Genomic DNA, 22,109 nt, shown 5'->3' on the forward strand with positions numbered 1-22,109 from the left:
GGGCCCGGTTCAGGTACTCGGGCCCGGCACGGTGGTCGGGGAGGTGGCGGTCAGGCGATCGGGCAGGTGAGCGCGGTCTGTGCGCCGGTCGCTCCGGTCGGGCAGATCGGCACGGTGACAACGCGGGTGTCCACCGACCGGTTCACGAGGGCGACGCATTCCTCCGCGAAGATCGCCGTGTAGTCGTTGGTCGTGAACTTCGTGCTGTCGTGCACGACACCGAGGTTGACCTCCTCGCCGCGGCCGATCTGGAGGCCGCCGGCCGGGTAGATGAGGAACTTGACCTGCGCGGGCCAGTCGAGGGCCGCGACGGCGCCGCCGATGTCCGTCGGGACCGCCGGGGTCAGGCCGCGGGCCCACTGGATACGGACACCCAGGGGCGTGAACAGGTCCTGGATCTGCGCGGTGGTCACCTCGTCGAGGCTGACGCCGTTGCGGCGGGCCAGGTCGGCGAGGAAGGCGTTCCGCGACCACCAGGGGAAGACAACTTCGAGGGCCGTCGTCTCACAGAGGGAGTGCCGCTCGATCATGTCGGCGGCCTGGAGCGCGACGGCCGCGTACACGGCAGACAGGGCGCCCATCGTCGCCGGGATGACGACCGGGGTTGCTCCGGCCAGGGCCTGCTGGAAGAGGACCGTCCTGATGCGGATCTCGTGGGCCACCATGCTGTTGCGCAGGTACCAGGCGACCAGCTCGGGGAAATGGCGCTGGGTGAGGATGCCCGCTTCCAGGCAGACGCCGACGGCGTCGCAGCGGACCTCGACCGGGGCCGGGCAGGGCACCTTGAAGCAGGGCTTCTCGGCGCCGCTGATGTCGTCGGCCTCGGTGTGCACCCACGTCATCGCCGCGACGTCGAGGGACAGCGGCTTGTAGTAGCGGAGGCCGCCGCGCGCGAGCTGGATCTCCGGCGCGTCCCACAGCATGTCGGGGCACGACGTGTCGGTCAGCTCGTAGACGGTCTCGGACGGGGCGCACCAGCCGCCGGACGCGACCAACTCCTTCTGCGGGAGCCGCTGCTGGCTCGACGCGCGGAGCGCCACGGTCGTGCCCTCGGGTGCCGAGGAGGAGTCGGTGACGATCAGCTCCTCCGGGTACGGGTGCCGGTAGCTGATCACCTGACCCACGCCGCCACCGGCCGTCTTCAGCGCGTTGGCCCGGCTGATGATGCCCGAGGTGATGTCGCCGAAGTCGAGCGGAGATCCGGGCGCGTAGCCGGGCACGTCGACCGCCGCGGTGATGGTGGTGCCCGGGGACGGCGGCTCCGGCAGTACACGGGGCTGGCGGCGGCGGACGCCCGAGAGGTTCAGCGCCGGGCGCTGCACGACGACGGCAGCCGTCACGGTCGGGGCGGGATCCGGCTCGGGCTCCGGCTCGGCGGCGGCAGCCTCGACCTCGCCGGGCGCGTCCTCGGCCGGCTCGTTGGTTCCGCCGCGCACCTGCGCGGCGAGAGCGTCGATCTCAGCGGCGGCCTGTTCGGCGGCCGCTCGGCGCGATGCCTGCTCGGTGCGGATCGAGTCCACGCACGTGGCGAGGGACCGCAGGGACTCCAGGTCCCCCGTGGTGACGCTGCTGGACTGGGACATGGCGTCGAACGCCTCGACAGCCCCGGCAAGGGTGTCGTTCAGCTGGTCGTCGCTGAGGGCGGAGACGTCCTCGGGGATCTCGAAGTCGGTCACGGTGGGCCTCTCCAAAGGAAGTGGAGTGTGGCCCGGCCCAAAACCAGCAGCGCTGACGCCTAGCATAGCCAGACGTCAGCGCTGCCATCCGTGCTCGCTGTCCTACTTCGCTCCGGTGGCCGCCGCGGGTTCCGGCTTCGGCTTCTCGCGGACGATGCTGTTCTCGTACCTCTTCGAGACGGCCTGCGCGGTCGGCTCGCTGCCGGAGGTGAACAAGACCTTCCCGCTCCCGCCGTCCGCGACGACTTCGAACTGCTTCCTCGTGCTGTTGCAGGCGCAGGCCATCAGTTGGTTCCTTCCGTGCTGCTGGCGGCGCCGACGGCGGCGATCTCCGCTCGGGCTGGGGCGATGACCGACGCGGCAAGCCGCGCGGCTTCCTTCTTGGCTTCCTCGCGCTGCTCCTGGTGCCGGTCGAGGGCGGTCACGAGCACGTCAAGGAAGGGGACGCTGGCCAGGAGCGCGGCGGCCAGGTCGTCAACGTCGGCATCTGCCGGGAGCCGCCGTCCGGACATGTCCGGACGGGTGTCCGGACGCTGTCCGGGCAGGTCAGGGAGTTGTTCCAGGTTGTCCCGAACAACTCCCGAGCTGGCGTCCGGGAGTTGTCCGGACACGTCCGTCTGGTCGAGGACGGCGCCGGCCGCCGATGCGGCGAGTGCGAGGTTCGACCGCTCGGCGACCGCGGTGGCGAGGAGCGGCGAGGAGTGTCCGGGAACCGGCACGGACAGGACCGCCCGGAGCTGCCAACGCCCGTCGGGACCAGACTTCATGTGGTAGCTGGGCTGGCAGGCCGCGAAGACGGACCGGTCCCAATCCGACAGCCAGGGGCCGGCCGCGCCGGAGAACCAGAGACCGCCGTTGCTCATGCCGACCGTGATGATCCCGGCCACGGTGCGGGTGTCATCGAACTGGCAGACGGCGCTCTCGCACTCGGCGCCGTCGCGGTGGTGCGGGGCGTTCATCGTGAACGCGCCCGCCTTGATCAGGGTGCCGTCGTCGAGCCGGAACCGGGCCCGAAGGAAGTGGGTCAGGTCCAGCGCGCCCAGGGATTCGATCGTCAGCTTCTTGCCCGGGTAGCCAGCGTGGGGTTCACCTGCCTGGGCGACCCATCCGTAGATTCGGCCGTTCGCGTAGTGCACTCCCCCAGACCCGGGCGGCAGCTCGGCGGCGGTGGGCTCGCGGAACCACTCGGCGGGCATCGGGTCGGTGTCGCGCATCGCGCTCCAGGCGGACGCCTCAAGCTCGTCGTCCTCGTCAGCGCCCTCGTGCCACGGGGCGCGGATCGAGTCATCGCCGAAGGCCTCGGCCAGGCGGCCGTAGAGAGCCCCGGCCCGGGTCATGACCGCGTCGCGGTCCTCCTCGGGGATGCCGGTACCCTCCCCGCCGTCGTCCTGCAGAACGCCGCCGATCTCGTAGACGGCGTTCGCGATGATCTGGAGCTGGCCGTCCACGACGTCCGCGAAGGGCAGTTTGTGCGCCGCCGCGGTGGCCGGGTCGGCGTCGTCGTCCCGCCACAGGTACGCGGCGGCAAGCACGTCGGCATCGATCGAGCCCTCGTCGGAGGTGGCGAGCGCGAGAACGCGCGAGGACGCGGCGTCGCCGTCCCACGCCATGTCGGGATCGTCGTGGACCGGGAGTTCGACGTCGCCGGAAGCGGAGGCGCCGAGGCCTGCTCCTTCGTTGGCCGGGCCGACGTACAGGCCCGCGCCGAGGCGGACGATCCGCCCGGCCTTGGCCGCCCGCGTCAGATGGCCGCGTACGGTCCCCATCTTCATTCCGAGGGCCTTCGCGACCTCGCGGGCGCCAACGGCCACCGGGGCGGCCTTCACGTAGTTCACGACCCGCATGTGTGCCGGGGACGGACCTGCGGCGGCCCACTCCTCCTCGCCGACATAGTCGACCGGGGACGACTGTTCTTCGAGGACGATCCGGGCCCGGTCGTACGCGGGCATCGCGACGAGGGTCGCACCCCGGAGGCGGGCCCGGGTCACCCGCATCAGCAGGTCGCCGGACGACTCCCGGTGGACGACGAGTCCGCTGTCGCTGTCGCGGTCGCCCGCCGCCGCGGTGAGCGCGCCCGTGCCCTCCAGGGCGGCGCGCACGGCGGCGGCCGTCACGACACCGTCCGGACCGGTGATGAGCTGCGTGCCGGCCGCCGTCCGAGACAGGGCGACCCCGGAGGCGGTCCACTCCCCCAGGCGGTTCGCGCTGAGGGACCAGGAGCCGTCACCGAGGCGCATCAGGGACGCCGACGGCAACGACGCGAGCAGGATGACCCCGCCCTCCTCGTCGCCGCCCACCGCGGTACGGTCCACGAACTCCACGGACACGTCATCGAGGTCGACGGAGACGCCCAGCGGAGCGTCCTCCTCCAGCAGTGTCAGGGCGTCGGCACCGGCTGGGCGGCCGGGGTAGATGACGCCGCTGCCGGTGATCCGGCCGCCCTCGCGGCCGATGGTCTGGATGGCGCCCGCGAGTTCGGCGCCTTGGTGGCCCATCAGCATCTCGTCGGCGTACTGGAGCGGCCATGGCCCGGCGCCAGACCAGTACAGCGATCCGGGGCGGAACACGCGGCCGTCGCCGGTCTCCTCGTTCTCGAAGGCCAGGCCGGTGTCGCCGGGGGTGGACCAGGCGCGCCCGGCGGGCGGGCCCGCGGTCACGCACTCGGTTTCGTCCACGGTGGTTTCCTCCTGTTCTGGGCCGAGCGGGATGTCGGTGTACTGGCCGGCGAAGGCGACCCTCAGCCGGTCGAACCGCACGGGCCCGAGGCGCTGGTTCATCGCGGTCAGCAGGGACGGGCTGCGGGTGTAGGCGGCGCACACGTGCGGCTGCCAGGGGGTGTGCTGCGTCGGCAGTGCGGGCTTGCGGGGCATATCCTCCAGCGCGTACGTCGCCGCCCAGTGGGCCGTCTCCATCCTCGGAGCGTCCACGGGGCGGTCGCGGTCGTCGCCGACGGACCACACCCAGCACGGGTCGTTGCCGTCGGCGTTCCACTGGTTCGCGCCGAACGCCCGGCCCGCGATCGGCTCGCCGATGTCCGGGGCGCGGGCGCGGAGCCGGGCGATCAGGTCTGTGCGGTGCTCCTCATCCCAGTCGGCGCCTTCGCCGAGGTAGGCCAAAGTCAGGTGCAGCTCGCCGGCTGGTTCCGAGCCGACGGCGTTGAGGACCAGGCGCTCGGCGTCCTCTTCCGTCGGCACCAGGGCGATCATCGCGCCCGTGTGGCCGCTGGCAGCGGTCACGGATCGAGGTTCCACAGCGATCTCCTCAGATTCCAAGACGTCGACCCGCACCGGGTCCTTCACTTCGAAGGCGGCTGCCTGTAGTTGGGGTGCGACCGCGAGGCGGCAGCGGCAGTTGATGACGAGGCCGGCCGGGGCGGAAGGGTCGCCGGGGGTCTGCATGGCGACGCCGTCGACGCTGAACGGCTCGGCCAGAAGCCGGATCTGGCCGTCCGCCTGTGCGTGTGCGGTGCGGACCGTCCGGTCGTGGCGGGTGATCCACTGCTTCACCACGGGCCGTTCGGGGCCGGATGCGGCCTGGGCGGCGGCCAGGGTGGACGTGTTCCACGCCCGGGACGCCTCGGTCTGGGCGATGCGCTGCTCCCGTTCGGGCCCGAGTTGGGCACCTTCGCGGGTGAACGCGGCGCGCAGCCGCGCTCGGAGCTGGTCGACGTCTTCCCCTGCGTCGACGCCCGCCGCGAGTTCGGCGCGCGCGGCCTCGGCCAGGCGGTCGCCGACGGCGCGCAGCAGGTGCTCGGTCGTCTCGACGTACTGGCCCAGGCCCTCGGGAAGGGTGCCGTCGTCGTACCGGCCGGGAAGGTCGTCCCAGCCGTCAGGCAGGGGTTCCCCGATGTCTTCGGCCGCCGCGGTGGCCGCCGTCTCGGCGGTGCCGAGGAGGCGGCGTACGAGGCCGCGGGTCCGGTTGCCCCACATGCGGGTGATCCGGCCGACGGAGAACCGGGCGGCGACGAGTTCCGTCGCGGCCTGGACTGCGTCGGCAAACTCGTCGGCCGTCTCGGTGAGGGCGGCTGCGACCGCCTCGGTGAACTCGGCCTCGGCCTGGTCGAGCTGGGCTTCGCGGTCAGGCATCGGGCTTCTCCATCACCGGATGGGGGCAGGCCCCGCACGCCTCGCACCAGGCCCACCCACCGATGACCCGGTCTTCGGTACCGGCGCGCATGGTGACGGCGATGACGTGAACGGATGTCTGTCCGCAGGCCCGGCACCGGCGGTCGGGCTCGACGGAGACGGTGATGTCCGGGCTCACGAACGGCTCGTCGTCCTGCGGCACGGGAAGTGACTGGTCGTGATCAGGCACGGTCGATCCTCCTGTTCGGGAGAGAACTGACGGGGTCGTCGCAGATCTCGCACCACTCCCACGTGCCGACGGTCGACAGGCCATGAGGCGAAAGGAGCAGCAGGTCCGCCGTGATGTGCGTCCACGCCTTGCACACCGGGCACCAGCCGGACCGAAGGCTTCCGGGGTGGAGGACGACATCGGTGGACGCGGACTGCCGCGCGTGCCGGGGCGTCACGCCGCCGCCCCAAAGCACGAGGTCAGGACTGACGGCACGAGCCGGTATTCATGCTCCACGCCAGCGGCGATCAGCTCCCGGGTGTAGCCGTCGAGGGACGCGGTCAGGCAGTCGGCGTCGAGGCCGTAGCGCGCAGCGATCTCCCCGGCCCTCGACCAGGCGCCATCGAGGAGCCGCCACTGCTCGACTTGTGCGACGTCGACCGGGAGAAGCGTGTGCAGGCGCGCCGACTCGACGTCGCGGGCCCTGGCCCGTTCGCTGCGCGGGCACGCCGGGGTCTTGAGCAGCTTCTCCCCCGCCGCGGTGAGCGCGCCCCAGATCAGGCCGTCTGCGGCGGCGAGGAGACCGTCACCGGGGCCGGCTGACGCGGCGAGGGTTTCCGGCGGTGCCTCGGACTCGTCCACGGGCAGGTTCGGAGCGGTCGGGGTCTCCTCCTCCGGGGTGGGCTTCTCGTCGCCGGGGGGAATCGCTGCCGGGGGCGGGTTACGGCGGGCGACCTCTTCCGCGTCCGGGGCGTCGGACTCATCGAACCCGGTCTCGCGGCGGAGGGCCTCGTCCGAGATGACGCCCCGGTCGTGGGCCTGGAGGGCGGTCTCCGAGCGGTTGGTGCGCACCCGCAGCGGGCTGGTGTCGTACCAGACCATCCACCGGTGCCAGTCCTCGACGCTTTCCGATTCGAGGATGGGCCGTAGCCACTGCTGGGTGAGGGCGTACGAGACGGTGGCCAGCTTCGGTTCGATGCCGAGGCGGATCGCCTCCGAGGTCAGTGCCCAAGCCCCCCAGTGGTTCACGTCGCCGAGGCCGAGCAGGATCTCGGCGGGGATCTCCAGTCCGGTCGCGAAGCGGCGTACGGCCTCTTCCCGCAGCTTGATGGCGAGTTCGTCGAAGTCCGACTCGAACTTGATCAGCTTGAACTCGGCGATCGTGTCCGCGGGGACTTCCAGGACGATCGGGACCGTCGCGGCGGCCGACTCGGGGTCGCGGATCGCGGTCTCGGCGATCGTCATGAACAGCTCGATCAGGTCGTCCTCGGCGCCGCCCTGGGCGTTGGACGTCGGGAAGCGAGTGCCCTTGGGGATGAGGAGCAGGCCACGGCCGGTGATCCGGCTTCGGGCGATGGCCTTCACGGCGGCGTTGAGGAGCAGCAGCTCCTCCAGGAGCTCCAGGCTGGAGCGGACGGGGCTGTCGGCCTCGATGGCGCGCTCGGGGTCCGGTTCCCACACGCGGATCGCCACGGGCCCGTCGGGGTCCATGCTCTCGGGGTCGCCTTCGGGGATCGGGACGTCTTCGCCGTCGATCTCGGCCATCAGCTTGCCGGACTGCTGCTTGACCTCCTTCACCGACAGGACCCGCCAGTCGTGGCCGTCCTCCGGGCTGTAGGGGGACAGGACTTCGTCGTTGGGGCGCACGACGATCCAGCCCTCGCCGGGGACGGTTAGGTGCCGGCCGAACGCGCCGAGCATCTTCGACTGGCCGTCGGGGCCGCCCGCGATCTGGGCGACGATCTCGTTTGCTCGGTGGCCGTCGGGGGCGGGTTCGATCGTGCCGTCGTCGGCTCGGCGGCCCGCGTAGAGCCTCGCGCCGGACATGGCGTTGCCGATCCATGAGGCGGCGAACCGTACTTCGGGGACCTGGTGGTACATGTCGTAGGCGCGGCCCTGCCAGGACTGGTCTCCGGCGCCCCGGCCTCGGATCTTGCGGGAGGTGTACCGGGAGGCGGACGCCGTGAGTTCACGGCGTGCCATCAGTGGGCGTCCTTGCGGGAGTCGTCCCAGCGGTTGAGGAGGGCGGCGCCGGCGGCGACGGCCAGCCACTCGATGCCGTGGACCAGGAGCGGGGTCCCGTGCCAGGAGTCGGTGACGAGGAGCCAGGCCGCCAGGAGCGCGCCGGACACCCACCAGCCGGTGCAGTACACGCAGCTGATCAGGGTGACGATCGCTTCCCGGAACCCGGACGTCGGGCGCTTCTGCTGCCAGGCGTCGACGCGGGCGCGCACCGGATCGAGGATCGAGTCATGGACGACGAGCTGCGTGCCGCGGTATCCGGCGAGCGCAAGGAAGGCGAGCACTGCAAGACTGATCATTTCCGTACCCCGATGGATCATCCGGCCGAGTCAGGCGGGGATGATAGGCCATCCGAAGGGGACGGGCCCGCCGGGATCTGTGCAGGTCAGACCCCGTTTTCAGATCAAAAACTCACGGGGTGTCGGCGGGCTCGGGCGGTACGTCGGGGGCGACGACCTCCGGGTAGATCTCCCGGTAGTCCGCGAGACGTTCCGTGTAGTGGGCGCGCCCGGTGTCGGTGAGGCGGTACCGGCGCCGCTCGCGGTTGATGTAGCGCGGCGGCTCGCCCGGGTAGGCCCGGTTCACCTTCTCCCAGGTCACGACGACGCACAGGTACGGCCGGTTGCCGCGCGCGAGTTCGCCGTCGACCAGGTAGCCGTGGGCGCTGTGCCACATCTGATCCGTCTGTAGGCCGTCCTCACCGGCTGCCACGACCTTGGTGAACTCGCGCCACAGCCACTCGGACAGGGCCCATCTGGGCTTCACCCAGCGGGGGCCGTAGCCGAGGCCGGCGCGGGCGGCGGCACGACCGGCCGGGGTGATCCGCACGCACACGATGTCGGAGAGGATGCCGGGCACGTGGTCGACCTCGGCCAGGCCGCGGGTACACAGCGCGCTGAGGGTGGACCCGGCGCCCGGGTCGTGGACGCCTTTCGACCGCAGCCGTGAGGCGAGGGAGGAGCCCGCGCTGTTCAGCGGGATACGCCGCCAGACGCGGGCGGGCGTGCTGGACCAGGTGCGCGCGGAGTCGGCGTGGTGGGCCTCCTCGCGCGCTTGGTCCTCGTGGAAGATCGCGTCGAGGTAGGTCCGCTGACGGTCGTTCAGTCCGTCCCACGCGGTGTGTGCCTTCGAGGTGGTCATGGGCTTAGAACAGGGCCATCGCGTCGGCGGGCTCGGGCTGGGGCTCGGGTTCGCTGATGGGGATCTCCATCTGCCCGTAGGGCAGGTCCACGATCTCCAGCGATCCGGCGCACGACAGAAGGTGCCCGGTGGTGTCGCGGCGGGTGTCGGGGGCGTCGTGGCGCCAGATCCGGCCCTTGCTGAGGCGACCGGCGACCATCCCGGCCGCGATCGACCGTGTGCAGCTCGGGCATTCCACGCGGGGAAGCTTCATCACCCGGTCAGTGTGACGGGGTCGGCCGCGCCACCGCCAACGGTTCAGGTAAGCGGTCTACCGGCCGACGGGTACGTGGACCGCGCCGCCCGTCATGAGGTCCTGCACGGCGCGGGCGCGGTCGCGTACCCGGGCATTCGCCTCATCGGTGCCGAGGCAGTCGGCGACGAGGCGCGCCGCGATGCGCTGCCGGACCTCGCCGGACATGTCTTCGGCGGCCAGGGCGGCGTCCAGGTGGCCCAGGACCGCGCGGAGCCGGTGGACTTCAGCCGCGTACTGCGGGTCCTGGAGGGCCGCGCGCTGGGCTTCCGGGTTGCGCTCCAGGTGCTCGCGGAGCGCCGCCCCGCCGTTAAGGGTGTCCATGGGCGCAGTGTCCCACGGGCGGCCGACGGGGCGGGGCCGATCACTTCCCGATCCTCCGCCCGTACAGGCCGGCCGAGGGCGGGGGCTGACGGACCGTCGAGGGCGTCGGAGCCGTCGGCAGCGGGGCGTGGACGATGGCGCCCTTGTTCACCTCGGGGATCAGGCCGTACACGAGGATGCACGAGGCGTCGATCCGGCCGGGGCTGTCGGGGTCCGACGGCATCCACGTAGCCCACTCCCGTTCCAGGTCGGTGAACACGCCGCGCAGCCGTACCCGGTCCTGAACCATCTGTTGGGCGATCGGCTCGGCCCTGAGCAGCTTCCCTTGCTTCGCGCGCACCGGGGCGATCTGCGGCATGAGGACTTCGGGCGGGATGCGGCCCTCCCGCTGGAGGGTGTCCCACGACGTCTGGAGCGCCAGGACGGCCATGTCCCGGCCGAAGTTCCATTCCACGAAGATGATCGCCGCGTTCGTCTCGTGGGCGAGGAGACAGGCCGCGGTGGACCAGTCGGCCGACGACATGACGGCCGACCGGTCGTGGGTGATCCACACCCGCTTGTCGTCGCCGAGGAAGCCGCCGACGACGCCGGCGACGTCACGGCCGCCGCCGGACGGGTCGATCGCCACGGCGATCTTCTGCGGCTCAACCTTGGTGGTCGTGTCCCGCAGCATCCGCAGCAGCTCGTCCGAGACCAGTGCGCCCTCGGCGGGCTGCGGGTCACCCTGGGCGAGGCTGTGCCAGTCCCGCACGATCGACGTCTTCTTCATGTCCGCCCACCACGCCTTGAGCAGCCGCCGGTCCCGCGTCGGGATCTTCGGGTGCGGCAGCGGGTCGCCGGGGGCGCGGCCGAGCGGGTCCGGGCCGAACTTCGGGTCGGCGACCGCGGGGAGGTGGATCACCCGCCACCGGCCGCCCTCCTCGATCCGGCCCTCATCGGCGAGGCGTCGGCCGGCCCAGTCGTCCGGGTGCCAGCGCGTCTGGATGCCGACCACCGCGTTCCGGTCGGGCTGGAGACGCTTGAGGGCGGTGGACGAGTACCAGTCGTGCAGCGCCCGCCGGGAGGCTTCCGACTCCGCGTCGGCGCGGTCCTTGTGCGGGTCGTCCACGATCAGCAGGTTCACCGGGTGGCCTGTGAGGCCCTTGCCGACCGACACCGAGCGGACACCGCCGCCCTCGGTGAGAGACCAGTCCTGCATCGCCCCCGAGCCGGGCTGGATGAACATGTCCCACTCGGCCCCGTACTCGGTGACGTAGCCACGGATGGTCTTGCCTCGGCGAAGCGCCAGGTCGTCGCCGTACGACGTGACCGCCACCCGGTCCATCGGGTAGAGGGCCAGCCACCAGAACGGAAACCACTCGGCGACCGTGGTGGACTTCCCCACCTGCGGCGGTGTGAAAATCATCAGCCGGGGGCACAGGCCGCGTCCGACGTCGGCCAGGGCCTCCCCGATCACCCTCAGGTGCGGGCGCATCCGGTAGGTGCTGTCCAGGCCCCGGGCGAACGTGACCGGGTCTCGCAGCAGGTCTTGGCCCATCGAGTTCTTCGCGGCTTCGAGCTGCTGGAGCACCGCTGCGTCGTCAAGGTGGTCCAGCTCGCCGGGGGCCTGGCGCGTGTTCACTCCTGACCGCTGCTCTCGTCGTTGGGGACAGGCTCCCCGTCGTCATCGTCGTCGCTGCCGTCGACCGCCCGGAGCCGCTGGTTCACCGAGGCGGCGAGATCGGCGAGGCGAACGCGGCGTTGCGCCTTGGGCATCGCGGCGAACTCGGCGAGCTGGACCGCGAGCGGGTTCCCGCCCTGGCCGGTGACGGCGATCGTCTCCGTCGGGTCGCCGAACAGGACGCGCCGGTGCCGCATCGCGACGTCCATCAGCCGGATGAAGTCGCCCGGGGACAGCTCCTCGGCGCGCAGGGTGCCAAGGCGCTGCGCCAGCTTGCCGATCGCCGCGCCCAGGATCTTCGCGTCCGACTCGGCGGCCTTGCGGCGTTCCTCCAGCCACGTCGCCTCGTACAGCCGGTCCAGGTGCCTGTCCCACGCCTCGACCCGCTCTCGCCACCGGTTCTCGGCCGCCGTGTTCCTCACGTGCCCGTGAGCGAGGGTCAGGCTCTCCGCAGCTTTCGCCAGGGTGCGGGCACGCCCGAGATCCCGGTACGTGACGAACTGTCCGTGTTTGCGGGCTGACTCGTTGGGCTGGCGCTCCCAGAGGTCCAGTGCGGGGTCGAAGACGAGCGTGGTGGTCACGGCTGACCGTCCCCGTGGGCGCTGTCCCAGTTGGGGCCGGACAGGTACTCCCCCGCGAGGCGTTCGAGGAGCTTCCACCCGTGCCCCTGCTCGATCTCGCCGCGTCCCTCTGCTGCTGCGATGGCCTTGTTGATGGTGACGGCCGCGGGTGCCGGGAGAGTGCGGGCGCCGAGGACCGTCTCCAGGCCGACGTGCCCCGAGTGCGCCGCGGTGCCGTCTGGGGCGGTGTAGCCGGCCTGGAGGTCGGTCAGGTGGGTCTCGGTGATGGTGAGGATGGCGTGGAGGGCGGTCGCAACGTTGCCGACCTTGTGGGCGGCATGGGTCGAGGCGAGCGTGTCCAAGGTCTGTTCGTAGTCCGCGCGGGCGGCGAGCCAGCTTTCGTTCTGACCGAGGCGGGCCTCCTCGAACGCGGTGCGGGCGGCTTCCAGCTCGGCAGGGAGGAAGATCAGCGACACGGTGGCGAAGTCCAGGTTCGCTTCGCTGAGCCCTTCGGGGCTGACTTCGGCGAGCAGCTTGAGCTGGTCGTCATCCAGGCCGGAGTAGGCGCGCCAGTCGACGTCGTCCAGTTCCTCGTACAGCTGCTTGAGGGTCGCCGGGTCGTCCTCGCCCGAGATGGCGTTGTGGGACAGCTGGATCGCGACGAGCTGCTGCCGGGTCAGCGCCTCCTCGATGAGCATGCAGTCGATCTCGTCCAGGCCCGCGTCGATCGACGCCATGGTCCGGTGGTTCCCGGAGAGGACGAGCTCGCGTTCCTCGTCGTACTCGCCGCCCGCGTAGATCAGCGGGGTGGAGGTGAGGCAGCCGTCGCGGCGGACGTTCTCCACCAGACGGTCGTACTCCTCCTTCCGCATGAACCGGGCGTTCACCTCCAGGCGGGTGAGGAGCCGCGGGTCACGGCGGACGAGGCGGGGCCGGAACAAGGGGGTGACGGTGTCGCTCATCGCAGGTGATCCTTACCGTGCTTGGTCTTCCAGATGTCCAGGGCGCCGGCGAGGTCGTAGGCGCCGATGGGGCCGCCGTACTGGAGCTGGTAGCGGTGAATCCCGTCGCCCGGGTCCTTGGGGGTGGCCTCGGTGCGCTTCTGGAGGCGTACGCCGGGGATGCCGCGCCCGTACTTCGCGCTGTTGGGCCGGTCGGTGAACGCGGTGGTGGCCCAGCCGGTGATCCGCTTCGACAGGCTGCGCTGGATGAGGAGCTGTGCCTCCTTCGTGGAGGCGGCCATCACGATCAGCTTGGCCAGGCGCCGGTACTTCGTCCACGACACGGGGAAGTCCGACATGAGGTAGGCGGTGTTCGGGTCGAACTTCGGCGGCAGGTACGCGAAGGCTCCGATCAGCTTTCCGTCGACGGCGACCCCGCACGCGATCAGCGGCGACCCCGGCTTGATCGTCTTCGACATGAACTGGGAACGGATCGCTGCGAACTGGCCACCCGTCAGGATGTGCAGGCTCATCCGGTCGCCGAGGACGTCGTCCTTCCCGATCTTCGGCATGGGGATCGCCTCGGTGGGCTGCCGGGGGCGGACGATGCGGCGGGGTCCTGCGGCGGCGTACACGTAGATCGGCAGGCCGCGGTTCGCGGTCTGGACGACGCCGGCGAGTCGGTTACGCAGTTCCGGGCGCTCGATGTGGAGGCCAAGGACCCAGTTCGGCCGGTCCTGGACCTGCTCGATGATCCGTTCCTTGCCCGCCTCGTCCAGCTCGCCGAACGTCGGCTCGGGCCAGTCGAAGGCGGCGTCGATCGGCGCGAACTGGCTGGTGTAGTCCCCGGAGTAGAAGGGCGGGAAGAGGACCACGGGGGCGTCGGCCGGGGCCTGGTCGAGGTAGTCACGGACGTCGCCGGCGTAGAAGGAGCCGAGGCGGGTTTCCAGGCCGCGCAGCTTCGTGGCGGTCTTCTCGTGCATCCTCGGCCACTGCTCTTGGGTCGCGGCGAGCATCCGCCGGTAGTAGACGCCGTCCTTGCCGACGTACTGGAGGAACCGCGTCCCGAGCATGAGCGTGGCCATCAGGTCCGCGCGGTCCTCCAGGTACGGGTGGAGCCAGCCCAGTTCCTCCTCGTGGTCCTCGCGGAGGGTGAACTCCAGCGGGTCTCCCGCGAGGTACCAGCCGAGGGCGCACGAGTACGCCTGGATGTCATTGCCGTGCACTGGCCTTGAGCTGCCGAATTTCTCGTGCAGCACCCGTTCGATCGTCATGTTCCCGGAGCAGCCGACGTAGATGTCGGACTCGGGCCACGTTCCGGCGTGCTCGTAGATGATCGACCGGAGGGGCGCGGGAATCGAGCCGTGGAACATGGGCCGCTCCTTGGGGGACCTGCCGAGGTGGGCGGCGATGGTAGCCGACCCGGCAGCCCGGCCCCGGGGCATCGGCGCAGGCCAGGGGGTACGACGAAGCCCCCGGCCGGGCGGGTGCCGGTCGGGGGCTTCGGGGTGGAGCGCCGGCCTGGATTTGAACCAGGACCTCCCACCCGGAAGGTGGGCGTGCTGCTGTTGCACTACCGGCGCGTGGGTCGACTGCGCCGCTGCTCAGAACAGCCGACCACGGAACGCGATGATACAGGGACCCTAAGTGGCCGATCCGACGGTGAAGGGGGCGCCGAATCCGTTCACTGGCAGCCCTTGGTGGGGCTGTGACCGACTCGTTGCCGCCACGTGGAGGGTAGGGAGCTGGGGGCCGTGAGCGGCTAAGACGGGCGTGGGCGGTCCTGGCCGGGATGACCGCAGGGCGCCGGAACGCCCGTGGGGCCACGACCGGTTACCGGTCGTGGCCCCACGGGGCGGGCGGAGGCTACTGGGCGTCGGGCGCCTGGTCCTCGTCGTCCTCGGTCTGCTGGTCCTCGGCGGCCGGGGCGCCGGGCGATGCCGGGCAGACCTCCCAGACGGCCAGTTCCTCGCGGACGTGGGCCGTGGCGTCGGCCTCGTTCTCGAACGTGGCGGCCGGGTTGATGTCGCAGCCGCACCGGATGTGCAGCACGCCGACCTCCAGGGTGCGCAGTTCGACCCCGCCACTGGCTTCGATCACGTACGCCTCTCCGCTGCGCGGGGCGGTCACCTGGTACCGGGCCGGGTGACCGAACTCGGTCGCCTCGATCCTCACGAGGTGGGCGACGAACCAGGAGGTGAGGACGAACGTCACGCTGTCGGTGATCTCCACCGCGTACGGGGGGACGGTCTCAAGGCCGCACAAGGCGCGCGCGTTGCCGATGTCGGCCGCGCGGTAACGGCGCTTGCGGGCGATCCCCTGGAACGCCAGGCCGGCCGCGACTCGGCGAGATGAGGCAACGGCCCAGACCTTCCGGTCGCCGTGGACGTCCCGGACCTCCCACTCTCCGTGCTTGCGGTAGACCGCCATCTCCCAGTCGGTGACGTTGGTGTGCGCGGGGGTGTCCTCCGGGAAGGTCCCGGGGATGGTGAACAGGTAGCCGCGCTGAGCGAACGGCAGGTGCTCGGCGAAACGCTCCGGGCCGTACGCGGTGAACTGGATCTGATCAGCGTTGATGTCCATGGTGGTGGTGCCCTTCCTTGCAATGCGGGTGGTGGTGGAGGAGGGGAGGTGCCGGGCGGGCCAGTGCGGGGCCCGCCCGGCGCTCGCCGCTCAGAACGGGGCGACGTCCTCGCAGACCGGGCACCGGCCGTCGGGGGTGCAGGGCTGGTGCGGTTCGGCGTCCGTGTCGGGGGTGCAGTGGGCGCAGCCCTCCGGGTGGTGCCAGTGGCCGGCCAGGACCGCCAAGGCCTCGTCCAGAGAGCCGACTCCGATCACCCGGACGCCCGCGGTGGCCACGTCGTCCATGGCCTGGACGGGGACGAGGATGGTCGTCGCACCGTCGTCCGCGATCGTGCGGACCGTGTTGGTCAGGTCGTAGGGGACGCGGATCGCGCCGTCGAGGCCGAGTTCGCCGACCATCGCTGCTCCGGCCAGGCAATCGGCGGGGAGTTGGCCGGAGGCGGCCAGGATGGTGCACGCGATCGCGAGGTCCAGGCCGCTGGTCCCGACGCTGCTTCCGTCCTTGGTGATCGGGGTGAGGCGGACGAGCACGTTCGTCATCGGCCAGTCCAGGCCGCTGTTGATGACGCCCGCGCGCACACGGTCCCTGGTCTCGATCGGGGAGCGGACGGGCAGCCCATCGACGTTGAACACGGGGACGCCGGGCGTGCTGCTCGCCTCGATGCGGTATCCGCTGTCCCGGGTGGCCGACCGGGTGTGCGCGCGGCCGAACGGCTCGGGCTCGTCGGCGGCCGGCTGGGCGGGGGCGTCCGCCTGGTAGTTGTCGAGCTTGCTGTCGGGGCTCAACGCGTAGGAGTCGAGGCCGGACCGCTCCTTGAGTGCCGCGAGGAGGTGGTCGACAGCCGCGCGGGCGCTGGCGGCGTGCTCCAGGTGGACCGAGCCGAAGGCGTCGTACGCGTCGATGTTCAGTTCCTCGAGCACGATGGCGCGCTTCGTGGTGTCGGTCGGGGCGGGCGCCACGTCCCACAGGGTGTAGCTCACGCCGGTGTCCTGGCCGACGATGATGAACTCGCGGGTCTCGGTGGTGTTGTTGGTGCTCACGCGTTCCTCCGCTGATCTAAATGGGCGGTACGGTGGGCCTCACGCGCCTGGTTGGGTTGTGAGGCCCTTCGGTGCTGGGCTGCGTGTGGCGGCCGGTGGGATTCCCTCGCTTACGCGCCCCGCCGGCCGCCGACAGCTAGCAGACCTTCGAGTAGGTGCAGCTCCCGTCGGCCTGCCGCGTGGTGATCTCGGTCGGGCCCTTCTGCTCGACCTCGCTGCTGCCGTCAGCCAGGGCCGCGGTGATGGCCGCGCGGACCTGGAAGCCGGACAGGATGTCCTCGCCGATCGCGTCGGGCTTGCCGGGTTCCTGGACGATCCGCAGCAGGTAGTACGTGGCCTTGTCCTCGATGACCAGCTCAGATGCCGTGGTGGTCGTGACGCGCATGGCCGCTCCTTGTAGGGGTGGTGAGTGGGTCTACTTCTATCCTTTCCGTAATCGATTTAGGTAAACCGATTGCGGAAAATGGATCGAGGAAATTTCCTCGCGGGTTAGAAGCTCACCTGCGGCTGCTCGTCCTGCCGGATGGCGAGCACGTACCGCTCCGCGTGGCGGGCGCTGCGGAAGTCGCCGCGCAGCCAGCGGTTGAGCATCAACTGCTGGTTCGACTCGCTCAGCTCGGCGACGCACCCGGCCAGGTCGACCGGCAGGAGCCCTTCGGTCACGGCACCCTTGCCCGCGTCGATGAGACCGGCGAGCGCCAGGCGCAGCTCGATCCGGTCCCACTGGGCGCCGGTGAAGCCGGCGATCTCCCGGGCGCTGTACCCGGCGTGGACCAGGACGCCGAGCACCTGGCTCTGCCACAGCGGGCGCGACGCGCACTTCGCCGCCTCCTGGGCGATGGCCGCGGCGAGGTGGGCGGGGATGAGCTTGGCGGACATGGCAGCCTCCGTGATGGTGGTTAGTGGGTAGACACTATGACTAACGCGGGGAGACCCCTGGGGTACCGGTTGATACCCCAGGGATCGGGGGAAATCGCAGGTCAGGCGGCCATGGTGAGCGAGAGCGGGCCGCGCCCCTCTGCGAACCGGGACATCTCCTCGCCCGTGATCGCCTCGACCAGCGCGCAGTACAGGTTCTCCGCGACGCCCGGGGTCACCGCGTTGCCGAGCTGGCGCACCTGGTGCCGCTTCGAGCCCATGATCTTGTAGCCCTTCCGGAAGGCCATCGCCCGTGCGATCTCGTGGGGCTGGAGCATCCGGAACAGGACGTCGTCGATGTTGAAGTCGCCCTTGACCAGGGCGTACCGGTCGCGGGTCGGCAGGGCGCCGATCGGCTCGCTCAGCTCCCGGGCCCGGCCGTTGCCGTAGTACGGGACGAGCAGGTGGTCCGGTGCGGTCACCAGTCCATGGTGGTTGCCGCCGGCCGAGACGGTGTGGAGCGGGGCGCTGATGTGCCGGGCCTTCTCCTTGTCGCCGCCTCCCCGCATCGGGATCACGAACGGCGGGAGGTACGCGAGGGCGGTCTCCAGACGGGCCGTCTGGGTGCGCAGCGGGTCGTCCACGCTCATCGGCTTCTTGCCGTCGCGGCCCTCGCAGGGGACGAGGATGGGCGGGATCACGATCCCGTCGGTCTCGACCGTCGTGCGGGTCGACATCGGCCGGTTCAGGGTGACGGCCTTGTCCCTCCACGTGCCGCCGGTCGGGACGAGGAGCGGGCCGGGGGTGACCTCCGGGGTGTCAGCGAGGCCGCCGAACAGCGCGTCCTGGCCATCGTCGGCGGCCGGTGCGCCCCAGCCCCAGTACTGGGCGAAGCCCGCCCTGGTACGGGCGATCGTGGCGGGGGCCAGGCCTTCCGGGCACTCCGGGGTCTTCTGCCGGTCACCGATCGGCGTGCCGGGGAGTGACCAGTCGATCGCGGCAGCCGCGGGGAGCGCCATGGGCTCCACGATCGCGCGGCACGTCTTGCGCGGGCACCGGTAGTCGTAGCTCTGGCGGTACCGGCCCATGTCCTTGCCTGCCTTGCGGAAGACCTGGACGGCCTCCACCTTCTCGTCGCAGTCGAAGCAGAACGCTTCGGGGCGCAGGATCCACTTGTCCCACTGGGGGGTGCGGCCCAGGCTCCGGTGCCAGTAGGCGACGTACAGCCGGTCACGGCTCTGGGGGATGTGGTCGAGGCTGCGGGGGTCGACGTGCATCGAGTTGATCGCGCAGACCTTGGTGTCGTAGCCCATCTTGTCGAACTCGCCCATCCACCGGTCCCAGTCGTCCCAGTCGCGGCAGTCGATCACGTTCTCGACTACGCCCGCCTTGACCAGGCCGCCTCGGGCGATCACGCCTCGGAGGTACATCGGGACTTCTTCCATCAGGGCGCGCGAGCGCTCTTCGGCGGCCCGGCGCTCCTTGTCGCTCTTGAACTCGGGCTCGTCGAAGTCGATCTGGCCCTGGAGGGTCTTGTCGAAGTCCCGCTTCACGCCCCGGGCCGCCGACCACTTCGGGCACTCGGGCGACGCCCAGAAGATGTCGCACACCGGCCACTTCTCGACCGGGGCCCGACGGATGTCGCCCTTCCAGACCTCGCAGAGCGGGTTGTTCCAGGCGTGCGTGGCGAGGGCCACGTCCCAGTGGTTCGCGGCCCGGGTGACGCGGACGTTGGGGACCGCGTCGGCGCCCTGGGTGTCGCCGCCCGCGCCGCAGAACCAGCTCATGACGGTCAGCTCGTTGCCGTCGTGCTTGTATGCGGACGCCGAGCCGCCTGAGGCCCAGGCGGTGGTGGTGGAGTCGATGTAGGCCAAGACGGTCTCCTCGTGAGGTCATGGGTGCTGGCCAGGCGAGCGGAGATTCCCGCCTCCGCCCACCTGGCCGGTGTGGTGCTTAGTGGGTAGACACTATGACTAACGCCGGACTCTCCGTGAAGTACCGGGTTGACCCCCGGGGATTTCGGAGAAAAGAGCAGGTCAGACGGCCCCCTGCTGGGGAAAGGGCGGCAGCGGCTCCCGCTTCACCTGGGGCGGGATGACCGGGTTCAGCTGCTCGTCCAGCTGGTACCAGCACCATTCGAAGCCGCCGATCGCGTACCGGCCAGCCTCGTTGGGCTGGCAGACCTCCACCGCCTCCTGGTGCTTCTCGCCGCCGAGGTACATCCAGCAGATGTTCAGCACGACCGCGTGCTCCGTGCCGTCGACCTTGCCGGTGAGGACGTGCACCGTGTCCACCGAGCCGTGGCTGAACCGGTCCGCGTCCTCCTGGGTGTCGGCTGCGATCCGCTGGACGGTGGCCAGGTCGAACCAGGGCTTCACGTACCCGTCGCGGTGGTCGTCGGGGTCGATCAGGGCCGGGTACCGCTGGGTGTCGTTGCACGAGACGAGGACTTCGATCATGGCGTTCTCCGTGAGGTTGTTTCGGTCGGTGCACATGCGGCGGCCCCGGGGTGGGCGGGATTCCCGCCCTCGCCCGCCCCGGGGCCAGGTGGCTTGTGGTCAGTCGAGCGGCAGGGCCGCCGCCTTGGCCAGGTCGAGTCGGTAGGCCGGCTGGCCGTTGCGTGCGGGCAGCTCGGTGACGAGCGGCTTCCAGACGTCCCTGTTCCCGTGGTCGAGGTACGGCGTCCACTCGTTCATCCCGTAGACGCCCATCGCGGCCTCGTGCTCGCCGACGGCTTCGGTGAACGAGGTCTCGGTGCCGTCCGCCGTCCAGTACCGGCCGGTTCCGTACAGGGCGCCGTCGGCCGCCTCGACCAGCTCGGTGTGGGCAGCGTCGAACGGGGCTTCGTGGTCGTGGTCGGTCAGGATGTCCCGCACGGCCGCCGCAGTGACGACGGCCATCACGCGGCCGAGCCGGGCGCCCGCCTGGAAGTGGGCGGCCAGGGCCTCGTGGGCGGCCATGCTGATCGCGCGGCCGTCGGGCAAGGGGTAAGCCGGCTTCTGGGGGGCCTGGTTGGTCATGAGACGTCCTCGTTCGCTCGGGATGGAGTGGGAGAGGCGGGCCCGGGACGAGCGCTTAGAGGGCCTCGTCCCGGGCCGGGCCGCTACGGGCGGACGGCGGGGAAGGTGATCCGGTAGAGCTGGTCGGACTTCTCGTCCGAGACGAGCTGCCATCCGGCCGCGTCCGGGGCGCCGATGCCCTCTTCGTCGAGGACCGCGCGCAGGATCGCGTCGGCCTCGCCGAGGGTTTCGCAGTCGAACGGACCGGTGTCGTCGCAGGTGTCGATCTCGGTGTCGCCGGCGAACACGGAGATGATCCGGGCGAAGTCGTCGTGGAGGTCGACCAGGGCCGACGTCGCCTCGGGGGCCAGGCGCCGCAGTGTGGCCCCGGCCGCCCAGGTGGCAACTCCCAGCGGGGTCTTCGGGTTCGCGTCGCGGGTCATGCCGCACTGGCAGTCGGTGTCGTGCCAGTCCATGCCCTCACCGCACACGCACCACCAGGAGGCGAAGTGCCACGTCCACTCCCAGCCACCGATGGGGTACAGGCCGTCGGCGTCGGGGCGGACGATGTTGGCGGCCGTGCCGACGCCCTCTTCCAGGTACATCCAGCGGATGTGGACCACGACCGCGCGGGCCGCACCCCGGCCGGTGGCCTTGCTCTTGCGGGCCGCCTTGCGGGCGGCCGGGGTGAGGTCGGTGATCGTGGCCGTCTTGCCCCGGTCCAGGGAGCGCCAGGGGATCCGCACGGCGATCGCCAGGGGCGCGTGGTCGCCGTCGTCGTTGACCTCGTACGTCTTGCCGCTGTCGATGATGTGGACCGTGTCCGCGCTGTCCGCGCGGCCCTCGATCACGTGGATCGTGTCGACGCAGTCGTGCCCGTAGTCCTCGGCCATCTGGAGCGTCTGGGCGGACAGCTGCCGGGTGGCGTCGAGGGAGAAGTGGGGGCTCAGCCAGCCGTTCCACCGGTTGCGGGGGTCGAGTTGGCAGTCGAACGGGCCGAGCGTGTCGTCAATGCACACCCGGGTCTGGATCGGCTCGTACGTGCGGGCCATGGTGACTTCCTTGCTGTGAGGTGATTTCGGTTGGGGCCTCTGGCGGGCGGGGATTCCCGCCCCCGCCCGCCAGAGGTGGAGGATCAGAAGTCGAAGAGGGTGGGCGGGGGCGGCGTGCGCCAGGCGCCCAGCTCGGGGACCTCTGTGTCGGTCTGCTCGGTCCACCACTTCGCGAAGTGGAGGCGGTGGCACCAGTCGTCGGGCGGGGTCAGCCGGTCCAGGCGGTCGAAGCACAGGAGGACCAGCGGGCTGTCCAGGTCGTTGGCGCCCGCGATGGCCATGAGTTCGCGGCGGATGTTCTCGAGTCCGTTGCCGTTCAGGAGCCGGCGGTAGCCCCACTCGTAGGCGTCCTGCGCGTTGATCTTGAGCAGGTCGCGGGTGGGGGTGATGAGCCGGGCGTGGCCGCCGAGCTGGTAGGGGAGGGAGAACCGCGGGGCACCGACCGTGGTGCGGACCGAGGTGCCCATGTGCGGGGCGAACTCCTGGTAGGTGCAGGTCGCGAGTCGCAGATCACTCATCCTGAGATGTCCTCTCGGTTGAGGTGGAGCCGGGGGGGGCCGGGGGGCCGGCCGGGGGGGGGGGGGGCCGGGTCCGGTGCCGGTGTGCCCCGGTTTGGGGGGGGGGCCGGGGAACACCGTGGGCGGGCGCCGGGACGACGTGTGGGGCGG

The 22,109-nt window shown here is 70.9% G+C and carries 22 protein-coding genes and 1 tRNA gene; all 23 read right to left on the reverse strand.

The genetic code is table 11. From position 1 onward, the window contains the following. Nucleotides 1-50: 50 nt before the first annotated feature. The 23 genes from ACIQZO_RS06130 to ACIQZO_RS06240 all read right to left on the reverse strand — a co-directional run bounded on the left by ACIQZO_RS06130 (nucleotide 51) and on the right by ACIQZO_RS06240 (nucleotide 21,959). Nucleotides 51-1,676: a major capsid protein gene (locus tag ACIQZO_RS06130; RefSeq protein WP_403620795.1), complete on the reverse strand. Its 1,626-nt coding sequence runs from the start codon at nucleotides 1,674-1,676 to the stop codon at nucleotides 51-53. Nucleotides 1,677-1,778: 102 nt separating this feature from the next. Continuing rightward, entirely contained in the window at nucleotides 1,779-1,961 is a 183-nt protein-coding gene (locus tag ACIQZO_RS06135; RefSeq protein WP_403620798.1) for a hypothetical protein, read from the reverse strand. Next, nucleotides 1,961-5,761, reverse strand: a complete 3,801-nt coding sequence (locus ACIQZO_RS06140) for a phage minor head protein (protein ID WP_403620801.1) — start codon at nucleotides 5,759-5,761, stop codon at nucleotides 1,961-1,963. Before ACIQZO_RS06140 ends, ACIQZO_RS06135 begins: the two co-directional genes overlap by 1 nt. Further along, nucleotides 5,754-5,990 carry a hypothetical protein gene (locus ACIQZO_RS06145; RefSeq protein ID WP_403620804.1) on the reverse strand — a complete coding sequence of 79 codons (237 nt, stop codon included), beginning with the start codon at nucleotides 5,988-5,990 and terminating at the stop codon, nucleotides 5,754-5,756. The genes ACIQZO_RS06140 and ACIQZO_RS06145 overlap by 8 nt, the downstream gene beginning before the upstream one ends. A gap of 213 nt (nucleotides 5,991-6,203) precedes the next feature. Next, nucleotides 6,204-7,952, reverse strand: coding sequence for a hypothetical protein (locus ACIQZO_RS06150; protein WP_403620807.1), 1,749 nt, complete (start codon nucleotides 7,950-7,952; stop codon nucleotides 6,204-6,206). Next, the gene (locus ACIQZO_RS06155; RefSeq protein ID WP_403620810.1) at nucleotides 7,952-8,290 is read right to left on the reverse strand and encodes a DUF1360 domain-containing protein; all 339 of its coding nucleotides are present in this window, start codon (nucleotides 8,288-8,290) and stop codon (nucleotides 7,952-7,954) included. The genes ACIQZO_RS06150 and ACIQZO_RS06155 overlap by 1 nt, the downstream gene beginning before the upstream one ends. 112 nt (nucleotides 8,291-8,402) lie before the next feature. Further along, nucleotides 8,403-9,131 carry a hypothetical protein gene (locus tag ACIQZO_RS06160; protein WP_403620813.1) on the reverse strand — a complete coding sequence of 243 codons (729 nt, stop codon included), beginning with the start codon at nucleotides 9,129-9,131 and terminating at the stop codon, nucleotides 8,403-8,405. A 4-nt stretch (nucleotides 9,132-9,135) separates the two neighbouring features. Further along, nucleotides 9,136-9,387 carry a hypothetical protein gene (locus ACIQZO_RS06165; RefSeq protein WP_403620816.1) on the reverse strand — a complete coding sequence of 84 codons (252 nt, stop codon included), beginning with the start codon at nucleotides 9,385-9,387 and terminating at the stop codon, nucleotides 9,136-9,138. A gap of 54 nt (nucleotides 9,388-9,441) precedes the next feature. After that, nucleotides 9,442-9,747 (reverse strand): hypothetical protein, encoded by a 306-nt coding sequence (locus ACIQZO_RS06170; RefSeq protein ID WP_403620819.1) that lies wholly within the window; start codon nucleotides 9,745-9,747, stop codon nucleotides 9,442-9,444. A gap of 40 nt (nucleotides 9,748-9,787) precedes the next feature. Continuing rightward, nucleotides 9,788-11,368, reverse strand: a complete 1,581-nt coding sequence (locus ACIQZO_RS06175; protein ID WP_403620822.1) for a hypothetical protein — start codon at nucleotides 11,366-11,368, stop codon at nucleotides 9,788-9,790. Further along, nucleotides 11,365-11,988 carry a hypothetical protein gene (locus ACIQZO_RS06180; protein WP_403620825.1) on the reverse strand — a complete coding sequence of 208 codons (624 nt, stop codon included), beginning with the start codon at nucleotides 11,986-11,988 and terminating at the stop codon, nucleotides 11,365-11,367. The genes ACIQZO_RS06175 and ACIQZO_RS06180 overlap by 4 nt, the downstream gene beginning before the upstream one ends. Beyond that, nucleotides 11,985-12,929, reverse strand: a complete 945-nt coding sequence (locus ACIQZO_RS06185) for a ParB N-terminal domain-containing protein (protein ID WP_403620828.1) — start codon at nucleotides 12,927-12,929, stop codon at nucleotides 11,985-11,987. The genes ACIQZO_RS06180 and ACIQZO_RS06185 overlap by 4 nt, the downstream gene beginning before the upstream one ends. Continuing rightward, nucleotides 12,926-14,281 carry a hypothetical protein gene (locus tag ACIQZO_RS06190; RefSeq protein WP_403620831.1) on the reverse strand — a complete coding sequence of 452 codons (1,356 nt, stop codon included), beginning with the start codon at nucleotides 14,279-14,281 and terminating at the stop codon, nucleotides 12,926-12,928. The genes ACIQZO_RS06185 and ACIQZO_RS06190 overlap by 4 nt, the downstream gene beginning before the upstream one ends. A gap of 136 nt (nucleotides 14,282-14,417) precedes the next feature. Then, a tRNA-Gly gene (locus tag ACIQZO_RS06195) sits at nucleotides 14,418-14,491 on the reverse strand. Between the two features lie 283 nt (nucleotides 14,492-14,774). After that, nucleotides 14,775-15,491, reverse strand: a complete 717-nt coding sequence (locus tag ACIQZO_RS06200) for a hypothetical protein (RefSeq protein ID WP_403620834.1) — start codon at nucleotides 15,489-15,491, stop codon at nucleotides 14,775-14,777. Between the two features lie 90 nt (nucleotides 15,492-15,581). Then, nucleotides 15,582-16,532, reverse strand: coding sequence for a magnesium chelatase domain-containing protein (locus ACIQZO_RS06205; RefSeq protein ID WP_403620837.1), 951 nt, complete (start codon nucleotides 16,530-16,532; stop codon nucleotides 15,582-15,584). A gap of 136 nt (nucleotides 16,533-16,668) precedes the next feature. Beyond that, nucleotides 16,669-16,917 (reverse strand): hypothetical protein, encoded by a 249-nt coding sequence (locus ACIQZO_RS06210; protein ID WP_403620839.1) that lies wholly within the window; start codon nucleotides 16,915-16,917, stop codon nucleotides 16,669-16,671. Nucleotides 16,918-17,021: 104 nt separating this feature from the next. After that, nucleotides 17,022-17,411: a hypothetical protein gene (locus ACIQZO_RS06215; protein ID WP_403620842.1), complete on the reverse strand. Its 390-nt coding sequence runs from the start codon at nucleotides 17,409-17,411 to the stop codon at nucleotides 17,022-17,024. A 101-nt stretch (nucleotides 17,412-17,512) separates the two neighbouring features. Beyond that, nucleotides 17,513-19,264: a DNA cytosine methyltransferase gene (locus tag ACIQZO_RS06220; protein ID WP_403620845.1), complete on the reverse strand. Its 1,752-nt coding sequence runs from the start codon at nucleotides 19,262-19,264 to the stop codon at nucleotides 17,513-17,515. Between the two features lie 162 nt (nucleotides 19,265-19,426). Continuing rightward, nucleotides 19,427-19,885 (reverse strand): hypothetical protein, encoded by a 459-nt coding sequence (locus ACIQZO_RS06225; RefSeq protein ID WP_403620848.1) that lies wholly within the window; start codon nucleotides 19,883-19,885, stop codon nucleotides 19,427-19,429. Nucleotides 19,886-19,948: 63 nt separating this feature from the next. Then, the gene (locus ACIQZO_RS06230) at nucleotides 19,949-20,410 is read right to left on the reverse strand and encodes a hypothetical protein (protein ID WP_403620851.1); all 462 of its coding nucleotides are present in this window, start codon (nucleotides 20,408-20,410) and stop codon (nucleotides 19,949-19,951) included. Nucleotides 20,411-20,493: 83 nt separating this feature from the next. Next, nucleotides 20,494-21,441, reverse strand: a complete 948-nt coding sequence (locus ACIQZO_RS06235) for a hypothetical protein (RefSeq protein WP_403620854.1) — start codon at nucleotides 21,439-21,441, stop codon at nucleotides 20,494-20,496. An 83-nt stretch (nucleotides 21,442-21,524) separates the two neighbouring features. Next, a complete protein-coding gene (locus ACIQZO_RS06240) occupies nucleotides 21,525-21,959 on the reverse strand; it encodes a hypothetical protein (protein WP_403620857.1) in 435 nt (144 codons plus the stop codon). Nucleotides 21,960-22,109 lie beyond the last annotated feature (150 nt).

The organism is Streptomyces sp. NPDC097617, assembly GCF_044761485.1.
Classification (GTDB): domain Bacteria; phylum Actinomycetota; class Actinomycetes; order Streptomycetales; family Streptomycetaceae; genus Streptomyces.